This is a genomic window from Chthoniobacterales bacterium (assembly GCA_036569045.1).
In the GTDB taxonomy this organism is placed as follows: Bacteria; Verrucomicrobiota; Verrucomicrobiia; order Chthoniobacterales; family JAATET01; genus JAATET01.
Map to the genome: position 1 here is coordinate 1 of DATCRI010000057.1, position 13,397 is coordinate 13,397.

The following is a 13,397-nucleotide window of genomic DNA, read 5'->3' on the forward strand; positions in this document are numbered from 1 at the left end:
GCCGACGACACCACGAGCAACATCGTCTCGAAGTCGATCAGCATCGGCAGCGGCCAGGCCACTTACCGCGGCCTCGTCGACATCCCGCCGCACCGCAAGGGCTGCAAGAACAACACCGAGTGCGACGCGCTCCTCATCAACACGCACAGCCGCACGGACACGTATCCCGCGATCGTCGCCCGCGGCAACGCGAACGCCACCCAGCACGAGGCCAGCGTCAGCAAGGTCAGCGCCGAGCAGATTTTCTACATGCAGCAGCGCGGCCTGACCGAGGGCCAGGCGATGAGCCTTGCCGTCAACGGCTTCGTGAACGACCTCGTCCGCGAGTTCCCCATGGAATACTCCGTCGAGCTCAAGCGCCTCATCGACCTTGAGATGGAAGGCAGCGTCGGCTGATTCCCGCCTCGTTCTTCACATGATTTCCGCACCCGAAATGCCCGAAAGCACCGTCGCGCCCCCGAGCGCCTTCCCCGCCTGGTTCCAGGCCGAACAAGCCGCCGCCCTGGCGGAATACGAGTCCACCCCCGCGCCGACCCGCCGCGACGAAGCCTGGCGTTTCGCCAACCTCAAGGCGCTCGACCTCTCCGCGTTTGTCCCGGCCCCGCCCGTCGCGAGCGAAGGCAAGCTCATCACCGCCTCCACGGGTCTCGGCGGCTTGGATTCGAACCCCGGCGGGGGTTGCGCCGCCCGCCTGATCTTCGGCAACGACACGCTCGTTCACCGCGAGGCCGCCAGCCTTCCGGAAGGCGTGATCGTCAAGCCGCTCGCCGAGGCCGCAACGGAAAACGAAGCGCTCTTCCGCGAGTATTTCATGGCGCTGCCCGTCGAGCTCGGCTCGCACAAATACGCCCAGCTCCACAAGGCCCGCCTCGCGGGCGGCGTGCTCGTCTACGTGCCGAAAAACGTCGAGGTCGCCCTGCCGATCGAAATTTTCCACTGGGTCGAGGGAGAGAACAGCTCCGTCTTCCCGCACACGCTCATCGTCCTCGGCGACAACGCGAAGGCCACCGTCGTCGACCACTTCAAATCCGCCGACGGCGCCCGCGCCTTCGCCTGCGGCATCAACGACTTCCACCTCGCCCGCGGCGCGCAGCTCACCTACGTCGCCGTGCAGGATTGGAGCCGCGATACCCTCGCATTCCACCTCAACTCCACCCTCGTCGGCCGTGACGCGAGCGCCACGGCGCTGCTCGAGAACTTCGGCGGCGCCTACGTCCGCGGCGAATCCTTCAGCAGGCTCGCCGGAGAGGGCTCCCGCAGCATCATGCTTTCGATGAATCCGCTGGACGGCACCCGTTTCATCGACCAGCGCACGCTCCAGGACCACGTCGCGCCGAACACCTTCAGCGACCTCCTCTATCGCAACGCTCTCGACGATAAGTCACAGGCCATCTTCGCCGGTCTCATCCGCCCCGGCGTCGGCGCGGCCCGCACCGACGGCTACCAGAAGATGGAAAACCTCATGCTCAGCGAGGACGCCATCGCCCACGGCATGCCCGGTTTGGAAATTCTCACCGACGACGTTCGCTGCACCCACGGCGCGACCAGCGGCGGCGTGAGCCCCGACGAACTCTTCTACATGCAGGCCCGCGGCATCTCCGAAAACCAGGGCCGGCGACTCATCGTGGCCGGCTTCTTCAATTCGCTCCTCGAGCGCATCGAGGACGAAGCCCTTCGCGCGAAACTCGCCGCCGCGCTCGCCCAGCGATTCGGGATTTCCTGAATCGCTCGCTCAATCTGGCAATCATGACGGCCGCGGATTTTCCGCGGCCGTTTCTTTTTTGGGATTCCGCCCTTGGAGGGTGACGACACAGTTTCGTTCCAAATCATCGGCAAAATGGTTGTTCGTGCCGTGATGACCACCTGATTTCAGACCTCGATTTCGTGGAAAAGCGGAGCTTTCTCTCTGTCATGGGTTTCTCTCTCAAGGAATATGCAAAAAGGGATTGCCTTATCGCTCATTTATTGCAAATGTGATTTCGGTTCAAAAATCCCCGATGAAAACTTATTTCCTCCCCGCTTTTCTCGTAGGTGTTGTCCTCTGTCTTGCCGCCGCTCCGGCCGGCGTGGCCGCAAAAGTCACACCCTCCGAATTCAAGGGGCAGCTCAATGTCGCGCTGGGAAATAAAAAGGGCTCTGCGGCCTACAACAAAGGGGCGAAGTTTTTCCAGAAAACCCTCCGCGATAAGCGGAACAAAAAATACGCGTCGAAATACGCCAACTTTTTGACCAAGGCCATGCGCGGCGGACGCGTCAAAATCGCCCTGCTGGGCCGCGCGACGAACACCTTCACGAAGGGCCTGCTCGCCGGCTATTTCTCTGGGAAGTCGTTCGACCTCTACGACAAGGAATACAACAAGGCCTTCACGAAGCTCGTGAAACCGCTCCCGCTTTCCCAGAAGACGGTCGCCACATCCCAGGCTCTCTATAACACGATCAAAACCTACTCGGCCCGCAAAGGTGTCGGTCAGGACGAAGTGTTCGCGTATTACATGACGGTTGATACGAAGAATCGCCTTCCCGAGCCGGTTTCGTAAGTTTTCGCACAATCAAGCCAACGCAACGAATCTGTGTGAATCACAAATTCGTTGCGTTGGCGTGCGATTAATTACTGGACAACTCTGCGCGCCAAATCTAGTTCATGGACGTTACTTACAAACACTCGCAATGAACTCGAATTTGCTCAAAGCCGTTGCGGCGATCGCTCTTGCAGTGGTTGCCACCTCCCCCCTGGCCCGGGCTGCGGAAGTTTCCGTCGCCGACTTTAAAACCGAGGTCCAGGCAAAGATTGGAACCAAGACCGGACTCAAGGCTGCGAACGCGGCAGCGAGCTACTATGGCAAGGTTCTCAAGGACAAAGACAACAAGAAAAACGCGGACAAATACGCGAAGGCCCTTATCAAGGCTTTGAAGAAGCCATCGCTCAAGGGCGTCGGTGCTGGTGACAGCGTAAATGCCTGCGTCAAGCAGCTGATCAAGGGGTATTTCAAGGGTCTCAAGCTGGATATCAACGACAAGACCTACAACAAGGCTCTGACGACCATTCTGAAGGGTTTGCCTTCGACGGCCAAGACTGCGGTCACTTCTCAGGCGATCTATAACTCGATCAAGGCCGGCTTCTCGAAGTCGTATAACACGGATCAGATTTACTCTTACTACACCGCTGACGTTCAGAAGAACGTGGGTAACATTCCTCCTCCGAATTCTTAAAACGAAGGATCAACTCTCTTCAAAGCGCCGATCGAAAGATCGGCGCTTTTTTTGTCTGGAATTTCCATTGCTTGCGGCAACGTGCGCACGCAGGGTGATTTCTACTCGCTTCCTTCGACGTGTCGGAGCTGCTCCCAGAGTGCTCTTTGCTTGTCGGAGACCCGGGTCGGTAATTTCACCGAAATCACGACGAAGAGGTCGCCGGAGGAGGCGTCACTCTTGGGAAGTCCTTTGCCGCCCAAACGAAGCTTCTGTCCGTCCTGAGAGCCCGCGGGAATTTTGAGTTTTCCCCGGCCGCTGAGGGTTTGGATCTCGGCCTCTCCTCCCAGCACGCATTTCCATGCGGGAACCGGGATCTCCCGGTAAAGGTCGCTGCCTTCCACGTCGTAATCCGGGTGCTTCTGGAGCTTGATGCGCAGAAAGAGATCGCCTGCGCTTCCGCCGGCTGCGCCGGCGCTGCCCTGCCCGGCGAGGCGGATGCGCTGCCCTTCCCGCACGCCTTTCGGAATCTTGACGGTGTAGGTTTGCGTTTCCGGAGAATCGCCCCGGCGAAACGAAATCTGCCGGGTTGAGCCATGAAACGCTTCCTCGAGCGTGACGAGGATGTCAGCCTCGATGTCGCCGCCGCGCTGCGGGCCGGGATCGAACCCGCCGGAGCGAAAGCCGCCCCCGCGGCGGGCGCCGAACATCTGCTCGAAAAAGTCGCTGAAGCCCGTGCCGCCGAACTCGAAATCGACGCCCTCATCGGTGCGGAAGCCGCCGCGACCGGCGCCGCCGGGAAATCCGCCCGCTTGCGACCATCCACCGCGCGGCATGCTGGCGCCGTGTTCCCAGTTCGCGCCGAATTCGTCGTATTTTCGGCGCTTTTCGGGATCGCCGAGCACTTCGTAGGCCTCGTTGACCTCCTTGAACTTTTCCTCGGCGGTCTTCTTGTCGGCGGCGGTGTCGGGATGAAATTTGCGCGCGAGTTTGCGGAAAGCGCTCTTGATTTCATCCTGGCTGGCGGTCTTCGCCACGCCGAGGGTCTGGTAATAATCGCGATACTGAACGGCCATGCGGTGAGAAATAGCAGGTTATGGCACCACGGATAACACGGATGAAGCGGATGGCAAAAGCGCGCTTGAGCCGCTTCGTGAGATTACGATTGCGCCTCCGCGCCTTTTTATCCGTGCGATCCGTGCGATCCGTGGTTGAATTTTCGTTCCGTTAATCCGTCCCATGCTCGACATCCGTCTCATTCGCGAACAACCCGACGAAGTCAAAACGCGCCTCGCCAGCCGCGGGGCGGATTTGTCTGCCGACATCGACGCCGTTCTCGCATGCGACCGCGATCGCCGCGCGAGCGAAACCGAGCTCCAGCAGCTGCTCGCGGATCGCAAGCGGCTGAGCAAGGAGATCGGCATGCTGCGGTCGCGCGGAGAGGATTCCTCGGCGATCGAGGCCGAGGTGAAGAGCTTCGGGGACCGGATGGATGCGTTGAATCGCGTCGCCACGGAGCTGGACGAGAAACAGCGCGGCATCCTGCTGGGCATTCCCAATCTCCCCGCTGCGGATGTGCCGGCGGGCGCCAACGCTGACGCGAATCCCGTGGTGCGCGAGTGGGGGCGGAAACCCGCGCTGGAGCGCACCGAGGATCACGTCGCCATCGGCGCGCGGCTTGGCCTCTTCGATTTCGAACTCGCGACGAAGATCAGCGGCAGCGGCTTCGTTTGCTACACCGGCGCGGGGGCACGGCTCGAGCGCGCGCTCATCAATTTTCTGCTCGATCTTCACACTGGCGAACACGGTTACCGCGAGGTGATTCCGCCGCTTCTCGTGCGGCCGGAGATGCTCGTCGGCACCTCGCAGCTGCCGAAATTTGCCGACCAGCTTTATCACAGCGGCGAGGACGATGTTTATCTCGTGCCGACCGCGGAAGTGCCGGTGACGAACCTGGAAAATGGGGAACTCAAGGCGCTCGCCGACCTGCCGATCCGGTATGCGGCCTACACGCCCTGTTTCCGCCGGGAGGCCGGCGCGGCGGGACTCGGCACGCGCGGGCTCATTCGCCTGCACCAGTTCGACAAGGTCGAGCTCGTGAAAATCACGACGCCGGAGAATTCCGCGGCGGAGCTGGAAGCGCTCACGGCCGACGCGGAGAAGGTGCTCCAGCTTCTCGGGCTGCACTATCGCGTGATCGAGCTGTGCACCGGCGACCTCGGCTTTGGCTCGCAGAAGACCTACGACATCGAAGTCTGGTCGCCCGGGCAGCAGGGCTACCTCGAGGTTTCGAGTTGCTCGAATTTCGGCGATTACCAGGCGCGGCGCATGAACGTGCGCTTCAAGGATGCCGATGGGAAGAACCGCTTCTGCCACACGCTCAACGGCTCCGGCACCGCTCTCGCGCGGCTTTACGTCGCGCTCATCGAGAGCGGCCTGCAACCAGACGGCTCGATCCTTTTGCCCGAGCCACTCCATCGCTATTTTGGAAGCGATCGCATCGGGTGATCCGTTCCTCGCGGATCTGAAGGCGGCGCTTTCCGGCCCAAAGCGCGCGCTCGTCGCCGTCTCGGGCGGCCGCGATTCCGTCGCCCTGTTGCATGGTCTGCACGCGCTCGGTTGGAAGAAGCTGACCGTGGTGCATCTCGACCACCAGTTGCGTGGCCGGGTCTCGCGGGCGGATGCGAAGTTCGTCGAGCGGCTGGCTGCGAAGCTGGGACTTCGCTGCGTGTCTGGTCGGGCCGATGTGCGCGGCTATGCGGCCGAACGCGGGATTTCGATCGAGACGGCGGCGCGCGAGCTGCGGCACGTGCTGCTGGCCGGCGTGGCGCGGGGTGAACGGTGCCGCGACGTGTTTCTCGCCCACCACGCGGAAGATCAGGTCGAGACGTGCCTGTTCAATTTCCTGCGCGGCAGCGGCGCCGCCGGGCTGGCCGGAATGCGAGTCGAGACGACGCTCGAGCTCGGCTCCGTGAGGTTGCATGTGCGTCGACCGATGCTGAAAATTCGCCGGGCGGCGATCGACGCGTTTCTCTCCTCCCGCCGGATTCGCTGGCGTGAGGACGCGAGCAACCGAAGCCCGGAGCATACGCGGAACCGTCTGCGCATCCGCATCCTGCCCGCGCTGGCGGAGGAATTTGGGCCGTCGTTTTCCGACGCGATCCTGCGGGCGGCAGAGATCCTGGCGGTCGAGGAAGACTGGATGCGCGGGGAGGTGGAACGCGTCGATGTTTCGGGCGACCTGACCGTGCGCGACCTTGCTGCCGCGCCGCTCGCGCTGCGCCGCCGCGTAGTTCGGGCGTGGCTGGACGCCGCGGGCGTAGCGGATGTGGGATTCGCCGAAACGGAGCGGGTGCTCACGTTGCTCGATCCCGCCGGGCCGGCAAAAATCAATCTCCCCGGCGGACGCCACGCCCGCCGGCGACAGGGGGAAATCTTTCTGGAGCCGAGATGAAGTTTCGCGGGGCCTTGCGGCGAGCAGCGGAAGCGGCGCGCGAGAATTTTCTGCCCGGGCTCGTGCTGTGGGCGCTGATGCTCGTTTTTCTGGCGCTCTATTTCTGGAACGACGGCACGCGGGAGTTCCTCGGGCACGTGGCGGAGTTCAAGCAGCGCTCGGGCTATGTCTTCGCCTTTGTTTCATATGTCATCGTGGCGGCGCTGCTGCCAGAGCTGATGCGGATTGTCTTCTTCCAGCGCGGCCGGCCGATGGCGCGGAATCTGGCAAATTTCCTGACAGCGGCGCCGATGTGGGGATTGCTCGGGATGTCCGTCGATCTCCTGTATCGGCTGCAGGTCGTCTGGTTCGGTGCGGGCAGCGATCTCGGCACCATCCTCTGCAAGATGGCGGTCGATCAGTTCCTTTATTCGCCGTTTTTCAGCGCGCCGGTGATCGTGGGCTGGCTCTTCTGGCGCGATGCGGGATTCCGGGGCGATGCCTTCCGGCGGATGTTCACGGGGGATTTCGTTTTCGATCGAATTTTTCCGATCGTGGTGGCGGGTTGGTGTGTGTGGATTCCGGGCGTGAGTCTCGTTTACTTCATGCCGTCGGCGCTGCAGTTGCCGACCGCCGTCACCATTCAGATCTTTTGGGTGCTCATCATCACCACGCTTGCCGAGCGGAAGGGTGCGCCTCCCCCGGCCGACTTGCCGCCGGCATTCACCTGACCCGGCCGTGTCGTCACGGTCGCTCCGAGGCGGCTCCCGTCACTCGGGCGTGTTGTTGAACATTGCGAGCGTCTTTTCCCGCGCCTCGGCGTGGTCGACCATCGGCAGCGGATAGCCCTTTGCCAGGGCGCGACCATCGGTCGGTGGGCGCGAGAGCCTCTCCGGCGGCACGTCGCGCAGCTCGGGCAGCCATTCTTTGATGTAGCGGCCCTCTGCGTCGAAGCGGGCGGACTGCGTCCAGGGATTCTGGATGCGAAAGTAGGGTGCCGCATCGGCGCCGGTGCCTGCGCTCCATTGCCAGCCGCCGTTGTTGCTGGCGATCTCGCCGTCGGTGAGCTGCTGCATGAAGTATTGCTCGCCGAGCCGCCAGTGGAGCTGGAGGTCCTTCGTGAGAAACATCGCGACGATCATGCGGACGCGGTTTGGCATGAATCCGGTCTGCGCGAGCTGGCGCATGGCGGCGTCGACGATCGGGAAGCCGGTTTCCCCGTCCCGCCAGCGGGCGAAGTGTCGTTCGTCGCCGGTCCAGCGCATGCGGCGGAACTTCGGGCTGAAATCCTGCTCGAGCACCTCGGGCCAGTGCCAGAGGATCTGCACGTAGAACTCGCGCCAGATGAGCTCGTTGACGAAGGTGTGCACGCTTTTGCGAGCGGCTGCGGGGAGCTCGGCGGCCCGGGCTTCGCAACGTGCGAAGACTTCGCGGATGGAGAGCAGGCCGTAGCGCAGGTCCTGGGAGAGCCGCGAGGAGGTCTGGCCGGCGGGGAGGTCACGGTCCTGTGCGTAGCGGGTAATCGGGCCGGCGAGAAAACGCGTGAGGCGTTCGCGGGCGGCCCGCTCGCCGGGTTCGATGATGGTTCCCGAGGATTCGAGGCTCCAGTCCTCCAGTTTCGGCGGCTCGCCGGATGTCGGATGTGCCGGTGTCGTGAGTTTGCGCAGTCGGCCGGAGGCGGCGGGTTTTGGCAGCTTGAGCCACGCCTTGGAATACGGTGTGAAGACGCGAAACGGTTCGCCCTTGCCCGTGAGCACCTCGTCGCCCTCGTGAATGCAGATGTCCTGAAAGCCGCGCGTCTCGAGGCCGGCGCTGGCGAGGCGTTCCTCGGTGGCGCGACCGAAGGGATCGGGATCGCGGTTGAAGTAGATCGCCTCTGCTTTCACCTCGTGCGCGAGCTTCGTCAGCTCTTCCACGGCGTCGCCCCGGCGAACGATCAGCCGGCTCCCGATGGCGCGAAGGTTGCCATCCAGCGCGGCGAGCGAACCGCAGAGAAACTCCTGCCGGTGCGGGCCGGTCCAGCGGTGCGAGCCTTTCCAAGGGCTCTGAATGTAAACCGGGAGCACGCTTTCGGCGTCGCGAGCGGCGGCGGCGAGGGCGGTGTTGTCCGTGACGCGCAGGTCGCGGCGGAACCAGTGGATGACGAGTTTCAAATTTTGGATTTGGGTGTTTGCGTTCGGGATTGATACGAATGGGGCTTCGTTTTGGACACTCCCGAGACCCTCTTCCTCATTGCCGGCAGCGGCCGCTACCCGGAACTCGTCGTTCGCGCGGCGCGCAAGGCTGGCGTGGCCCGCATCGCCGTGGCGGCCTTCGAGAACGAAACCAGCCCGGAGACGACGGCCCTTGCGGACGATGTCGCGTGGATGCGTGTGGGGCAGCTCGGCAGAATGCTCGATGCCGCGAAGAAATCCGGCGCCGCGCATGCGATGATGGCGGGACAGATCGCGCCGAAGAATCTTTTCGACCTGCGCCCCGACGTGAAGGCGCTGATGCTCCTCGCGACGATCAAGGAGCGCAATGCCGAGACGCTGTTCGGCGCCATTGCCGACGCGCTCGCGAAGATCGGCATCGAGCTGCTGCCGGCGACGACGTTTCTCGAGGACCAGCTTGCGTCCGACGGCCACATTGCCGGGCCGAAGCTCAAGGCGCGCGAGATCGAGGACGCAGCGTTCGGCCTGCGGATCGCGAAGGAGACAAGCCGGCTCGACATTGGGCAGACGGTCGTCGTGAAGAACGGCACCGTGCTCGCCGTCGAGGCCTTCGAGGGCACGAATGAGGCCATCGAGCGAGGCGGCCGGCTTGGCCGCGGCGGCGGGCTGGTCGTGAAGGTATCCAAGCCGGGGCAGGACATGCGTTTCGACGTGCCGGTGGTTGGCGACCAGACGCTGGAGCGCGCAGCTTCCGCCGGGCTGCGCGGCATCGTCGTCGAGAAGGACCGCGTGCTGTTGCTCGATCGCGAGCGCCTTTGCCGGCTTGCCGATGAGAAGCGGCTCACCATTTACGGAGTGTAATTTATGAGGATCGTCAAAGCGGGGGTCGTCGGCACGGGCAGCATGGGCATGAACCATGTGCGGGTGTATTCGGAACTGGAGGGCTGCGAACTCGCGGCCGTCTACGATGCGAATACCGCCGCCGCCGAGGCCGCCGGGAAAAAATTTCGCGTGCCCGTGGCGCGCACGCTCGAGGAGTTTGCCGACCTCGTGGACGCCGCGACGGTTTGCACGCCGACGGTCACGCATTACGAGATCGGCAAGCTGCTGCTCGAGCGCGGCAGGCACCTCCTCGTCGAGAAGCCAATCGCCGACAAGCCCGAGCACGCGCGCGCGCTTTCGGAGCTCGCGAAGGAGCGCGGCTGCGTGCTGCAGGTCGGCCACATCGAGCGCTTCAATCCCGCGCTCCAGGCGCTCGAGGCAAAGCTCAGGAATCCGCGCTTTCTCGAGGTCACGCGGCTCTCGCCGTATCCGAATCGCAGCATGGATGTCGGGGTCGTGCTCGACGTGATGATCCACGACATCGAGATCATCCTGCACCTCGTGCGCTCGCCGATCGTGAGCATGGACCCCGTGGGCGTTTCGGTGCTGAGCAAGGGAGAGGACATCGCGAACGTGCGCTTTCGATTCGAGAACGGCTGCGTGGCGAACGTCACGGCCAGTCGCATCAGCATGGACAAGCTCCGCAAGATTCGGGTGTTTCAGGAGGACGCGTATCTTTCGCTCGATTACCAGAAACAGGACGGCGTGATGTATCGCGTCGTGGACGGGAAGATCGTTCGCGAGGGCGTCGAGGTCGTCAAAGGTGAGCCGCTGCGCAACGAACTGGAATCCTTCCTCGCCTGTGCGCGAGACGGCCTGCAGCCGAAGGTCTCCGGCCAGGCCGCGGCCGACGCGCTCGACATCGCGCTCGAGATCACGCGGCAGATCGAGGCGGCGGACCCCCGCAAGGGGATCGAGCGGCCCGACGTGAAGCTGCCGGGGCTGCTGAACCTGCTGCGCCCGCAGTGAAGAAGCGCGTCTGGATTGTTGCCGGCGAGGCGAGTGGCGACGCCCGCTCGGCCGAGGTCATGCGCGCCGTGCAGGCGCTCGATGCGGAGGTGGAGTTCGTCGGCGCGGGCGGTCCGAAGATGCAGGCACTAGCAGCGGAGCCGTTCGACGAGTGGATTGCCGAGGCCGGCGTGCTGGGCCTGTGGGATGTGCTGAAGAACTACGGCTACTTCAAGGGCAAGTTCGACCGCATGCTGGCGGACATTGCGCGGATCAAGCCCGACGCCGTGCTGCTCGTCGATTATCCCGGCTTCAATCTGCGACTTGCGAAGGCGCTGCGGGCGCGACAGCCCGGCTTGAAGATTCTTTTCTACGTGAGCCCGCAGGTCTGGGCCTGGAACCGCGGCCGCATTCCGAAGATGGCTAAGTGGCTCGACCTGATGCTGTGCATCTTTCCGTTTGAGAAGCCGCTCTACGAACAATCCGGCCTGCGCACGGAATTCGTCGGCCATCCCATCGTCGAGCAAATGGCGCGGGATCGCGTGCCGGCCGCGCGGGATCCTCTGCTGCTCGGGCTCTTTCCCGGAAGTCGCGAGCGCGAGGTGAATCGCATCTTTCCGGCGATGGTCGGCGCGGCCCGGGCGGTTGCGAACTCGCGGCCCGATGTGCGGTTCGAGGCGGCGGCCGCGACCGAAGCCCATGCGGAAATCATGCGCGGCATGGCTGGCGACGCGCCGATCGTGATTCACGCCGGTGGCGCGCACGAGCTGATGCAGCGCGCCGGCGTGGGCATCGTCTGCTCGGGCACGGCGACGCTCGAGGCCGCGTGTTTCGGTCTGCCCTACGCGCTCGTCTACAGGACGGCCTGGCTCACCTACGAAGTCGGTTTGCGCCTCGTGAAGGTGAAGCATCTCGGGATCGTGAACATCCTCGCCGGGCGCACGGTCGTCCGGGAATTCATCCAGCACGCGGCCTCGCCCGGAGCGCTCGCGGACGAGGCGTTGCGACTCCTCAACGACGAGGCGGCGCGGGCTCGACTCTCCGACGAATTGTCCGCGGTGGTGGCGACTTTGCATGGCGAGCGCGCGGCCGAACGCGCGGCGCTGGCCGTTCTCGGCGAACTCGGTAAAGTCACGACATGAGCTTTCCGAAGGATCATCTCGAATCGCTGTGGTCGCCGTGGCGCGTGGAATATTTCCAACGCTCGCCCGATGCGCCTCGCGATTTCCTGCTCGAGGCGGCGAATGCAACCGATGATGCGGAGCACCAGGTGGTGACGCGGCGCAAGACGAGTTTCCTCATGCTCAATCGCTACCCCTACGCGAGCGGTCACCTGATGGCCGTGCCCTACCGGAAGGTGGCGGGCATGGACGAGCTTACCGAGGACGAATCGCGCGAGATCTGGGAGCTGTGCCTGCACGCGCAGCGGTTGCTGAAGCTTGTGGTGAAGGCCCAGGGGTTCAACGTCGGCGTGAATCTTGGCTCGGCCGGGGGCGCGGGCTGCGCGGAGCACATTCATTTTCACATCGTCCCGCGCTGGGAGGGCGACTCGAATTTCATGCCCGTCATCGGGGGCACCCGCATCCTGCCCGATGCGCTCGACCGGGTTTATCGCGCGCTCGTGGAGGCGCAGACGGGACTATAACCGGTCCAGCAGGCGCGAGATGACCTTCGCGCTGTCGAAATATTCCTCGGCCAATGCGCGAGCGGCGCGCTGCTGGGCGGGGAAATCCGCGATCACGCGCTCGCATGCGGCGACGGCCTCCGCGGGCGTGCGAAACGAATGAAAGCCCGCGCCGACGGGCAGGGCGTCGCCCACGCCCGTGTCCTGCGCGACGAGCGGGCGCCCCGAGGCGGCGTAGCAGACGGCGCGATCGCTGAACCAGCCCGCGCGCGAGAGCACATAGCCGCCCTTCGCAATGCTGAACTCGGCGGATGAGCCGCGAAGGTAGGCGCCATACGCGTCGAGCGTTGCGCAGATCGGCGCCGCCTCGACGAAGCGCCAGCCGCCCTCGCGGAACGGGCCGAGCTCCGCCTCGTGGACGGCGACATGCGTGGCGAGTTCGATCGGACCCGAAATGGAGCGCGGCACCTCGGTGAATTTCTGGAACTCCTCGCGCTTGCCGTTGAACCATTCGCCGCGCCACTCGCTGGCCTTGTAGCCCTCCCAATGCGCCACGCTCGTGAAGCGGTCGAAGGTGGCGTGGAACTCGGCGGGCCAGTATTTGAGCACCACGGGCGGGAACGTCGGCAGCCATTCGATGCCGCAGGTGGGCGCGAAGGTATCAGGCTGGCCGAGGCGCAGGCCGGCGGTGATGAAGCGGTCGTGCGCCGCGAAATGCATGTCCACGCCGTAGCTCTCGACCCACACCTGCGTGAATGCCGGGTCGCCATCCTGATAGATCTTCAGGGCGCGAGGGAACTCGACGGCGTCGCTCTGAAAGTGGCCGGAGAGATTGAGGAACAGGTCGGTTTCCGCCGCAAAGTCGCGAAACTCGGCAAGGTTCGCCGCGTCGTCGTCGACGAGCAATGTGGCCTGCGGGGCGAGGTCGAACCGCGTCGTGATCTCGCGCCAGTATGCGAGATTCGCGCTTTCCTCGAAGGGGACGGGTTTCCAGTTTTCGTCGATGGCGCCGGCGCTTTTGACGGCCTCGACGATCCAGAGGTCCCAGCCGAGTTCGCGGAAGCCGAGCGCCCAGTTCAGCGAGTTCCAGGTGTTGCCGGCGGCGGAAATGGGATGCGAGGCGATGCCGACGGCGACGACGATTTTCACGCGGCAATTTCTAGCGGAC

General features: G+C 64.0%; 14 protein-coding genes. 11 read left to right on the forward strand and 3 right to left on the reverse strand.

Annotated elements, in window-relative coordinates; all coding sequences use genetic code 11:
• From VIM61_10960 to VIM61_10975, 4 genes are all read left to right on the forward strand, one after another.
• Nucleotides 1-396: SufD family Fe-S cluster assembly protein (locus VIM61_10960; GenBank protein ID HEY8900920.1), on the forward strand; the 396-nt coding region annotated here is incomplete at its 5' end.
• Between the two features lie 37 nt (nt 397-433).
• Nucleotides 434-1,723, forward strand: coding sequence for a Fe-S cluster assembly protein SufD (sufD, locus tag VIM61_10965; protein ID HEY8900921.1), 1,290 nt, complete (start codon nt 434-436; stop codon nt 1,721-1,723).
• Nucleotides 1,724-1,997: 274 nt separating this feature from the next.
• Nucleotides 1,998-2,537 (forward strand): hypothetical protein, encoded by a 540-nt coding sequence (locus VIM61_10970; GenBank protein HEY8900922.1) that lies wholly within the window; start codon nt 1,998-2,000, stop codon nt 2,535-2,537.
• A gap of 130 nt (nt 2,538-2,667) precedes the next feature.
• On the forward strand, nt 2,668-3,210 hold the full coding sequence (locus VIM61_10975) for a hypothetical protein (protein ID HEY8900923.1): 543 nt from the start codon (nt 2,668-2,670) through the stop codon (nt 3,208-3,210).
• A gap of 101 nt (nt 3,211-3,311) precedes the next feature.
• Here the strand turns inward: VIM61_10975 and VIM61_10980 are convergent, their stop codons facing one another.
• Nucleotides 3,312-4,265: a J domain-containing protein gene (locus VIM61_10980; protein ID HEY8900924.1), complete on the reverse strand. Its 954-nt coding sequence runs from the start codon at nt 4,263-4,265 to the stop codon at nt 3,312-3,314.
• A gap of 163 nt (nt 4,266-4,428) precedes the next feature.
• Here VIM61_10980 and serS point away from each other — a divergent pair, with 163 nt between their 5' ends.
• The 3 genes from serS to VIM61_10995 are packed head-to-tail and all read left to right on the forward strand — an operon-like array spanning nt 4,429 to nt 7,353.
• On the forward strand, nt 4,429-5,697 hold the full coding sequence (serS, locus tag VIM61_10985) for a serine--tRNA ligase (protein ID HEY8900925.1): 1,269 nt from the start codon (nt 4,429-4,431) through the stop codon (nt 5,695-5,697).
• Entirely contained in the window at nt 5,675-6,643 is a 969-nt protein-coding gene (gene tilS / locus VIM61_10990; protein ID HEY8900926.1) for a tRNA lysidine(34) synthetase TilS, read from the forward strand. Before serS ends, tilS begins: the two co-directional genes overlap by 23 nt.
• The gene (locus VIM61_10995) at nt 6,640-7,353 is read left to right on the forward strand and encodes a hypothetical protein (protein HEY8900927.1); all 714 of its coding nucleotides are present in this window, start codon (nt 6,640-6,642) and stop codon (nt 7,351-7,353) included. Before tilS ends, VIM61_10995 begins: the two co-directional genes overlap by 4 nt.
• A 39-nt stretch (nt 7,354-7,392) precedes the next feature.
• Here VIM61_10995 and VIM61_11000 read toward each other — a convergent pair whose 3' ends face one another.
• Nucleotides 7,393-8,775 (reverse strand): deoxyribodipyrimidine photo-lyase, encoded by a 1,383-nt coding sequence (locus VIM61_11000; GenBank protein ID HEY8900928.1) that lies wholly within the window; start codon nt 8,773-8,775, stop codon nt 7,393-7,395.
• Nucleotides 8,776-8,826: 51 nt separating this feature from the next.
• On the opposite strand from VIM61_11000, the gene lpxI reads away from it, so the two are divergent.
• From lpxI to VIM61_11020, 4 genes are read left to right on the forward strand one after another with little or no spacing between them, the layout of a single operon-like run.
• On the forward strand, nt 8,827-9,636 hold the full coding sequence (gene lpxI, locus VIM61_11005; GenBank protein ID HEY8900929.1) for a UDP-2,3-diacylglucosamine diphosphatase LpxI: 810 nt from the start codon (nt 8,827-8,829) through the stop codon (nt 9,634-9,636).
• 3 nt (nt 9,637-9,639) lie between these two features.
• The gene (locus VIM61_11010; protein HEY8900930.1) at nt 9,640-10,626 is read left to right on the forward strand and encodes a Gfo/Idh/MocA family oxidoreductase; all 987 of its coding nucleotides are present in this window, start codon (nt 9,640-9,642) and stop codon (nt 10,624-10,626) included.
• Nucleotides 10,623-11,747 (forward strand): lipid-A-disaccharide synthase, encoded by a 1,125-nt coding sequence (gene lpxB / locus VIM61_11015; GenBank protein HEY8900931.1) that lies wholly within the window; start codon nt 10,623-10,625, stop codon nt 11,745-11,747. Before VIM61_11010 ends, lpxB begins: the two co-directional genes overlap by 4 nt.
• Entirely contained in the window at nt 11,744-12,250 is a 507-nt protein-coding gene (locus VIM61_11020; protein ID HEY8900932.1) for an HIT domain-containing protein, read from the forward strand. The genes lpxB and VIM61_11020 overlap by 4 nt, the downstream gene beginning before the upstream one ends.
• Here VIM61_11020 and VIM61_11025 read toward each other — a convergent pair.
• Nucleotides 12,245-13,378 carry a hypothetical protein gene (locus tag VIM61_11025; protein ID HEY8900933.1) on the reverse strand — a complete coding sequence of 378 codons (1,134 nt, stop codon included), beginning with the start codon at nt 13,376-13,378 and terminating at the stop codon, nt 12,245-12,247. The genes VIM61_11020 and VIM61_11025 overlap by 6 nt on opposite strands.
• Nucleotides 13,379-13,397: the final 19 nt, after the last annotated feature.

Bases quoted from the DNA above. Each gene is read 5' to 3' on its own strand.
- VIM61_10995 (HEY8900927.1), top strand. From the start codon at position 6,640: ATGAAGTTTCGCGGGGCCTTGCGGCGAGCAGCGGAAGCGGCGCGCGAG.
- VIM61_10975 (HEY8900923.1), top strand. From the start codon at position 2,668: ATGAACTCGAATTTGCTCAAAGCCGTTGCGGCGATCGCTCTTGCAGTG.
- VIM61_10980 (HEY8900924.1), bottom strand. From the start codon at position 4,265: ATGGCCGTTCAGTATCGCGATTATTACCAGACCCTCGGCGTGGCGAAG.
- VIM61_10970 (HEY8900922.1), top strand. From the start codon at position 1,998: ATGAAAACTTATTTCCTCCCCGCTTTTCTCGTAGGTGTTGTCCTCTGT.
- VIM61_11020 (HEY8900932.1), top strand. From the start codon at position 11,744: ATGAGCTTTCCGAAGGATCATCTCGAATCGCTGTGGTCGCCGTGGCGC.
- VIM61_11010 (HEY8900930.1), top strand. From the start codon at position 9,640: ATGAGGATCGTCAAAGCGGGGGTCGTCGGCACGGGCAGCATGGGCATG.
- serS (HEY8900925.1), top strand. From the start codon at position 4,429: ATGCTCGACATCCGTCTCATTCGCGAACAACCCGACGAAGTCAAAACG.
- sufD (HEY8900921.1), top strand. From the start codon at position 434: ATGCCCGAAAGCACCGTCGCGCCCCCGAGCGCCTTCCCCGCCTGGTTC.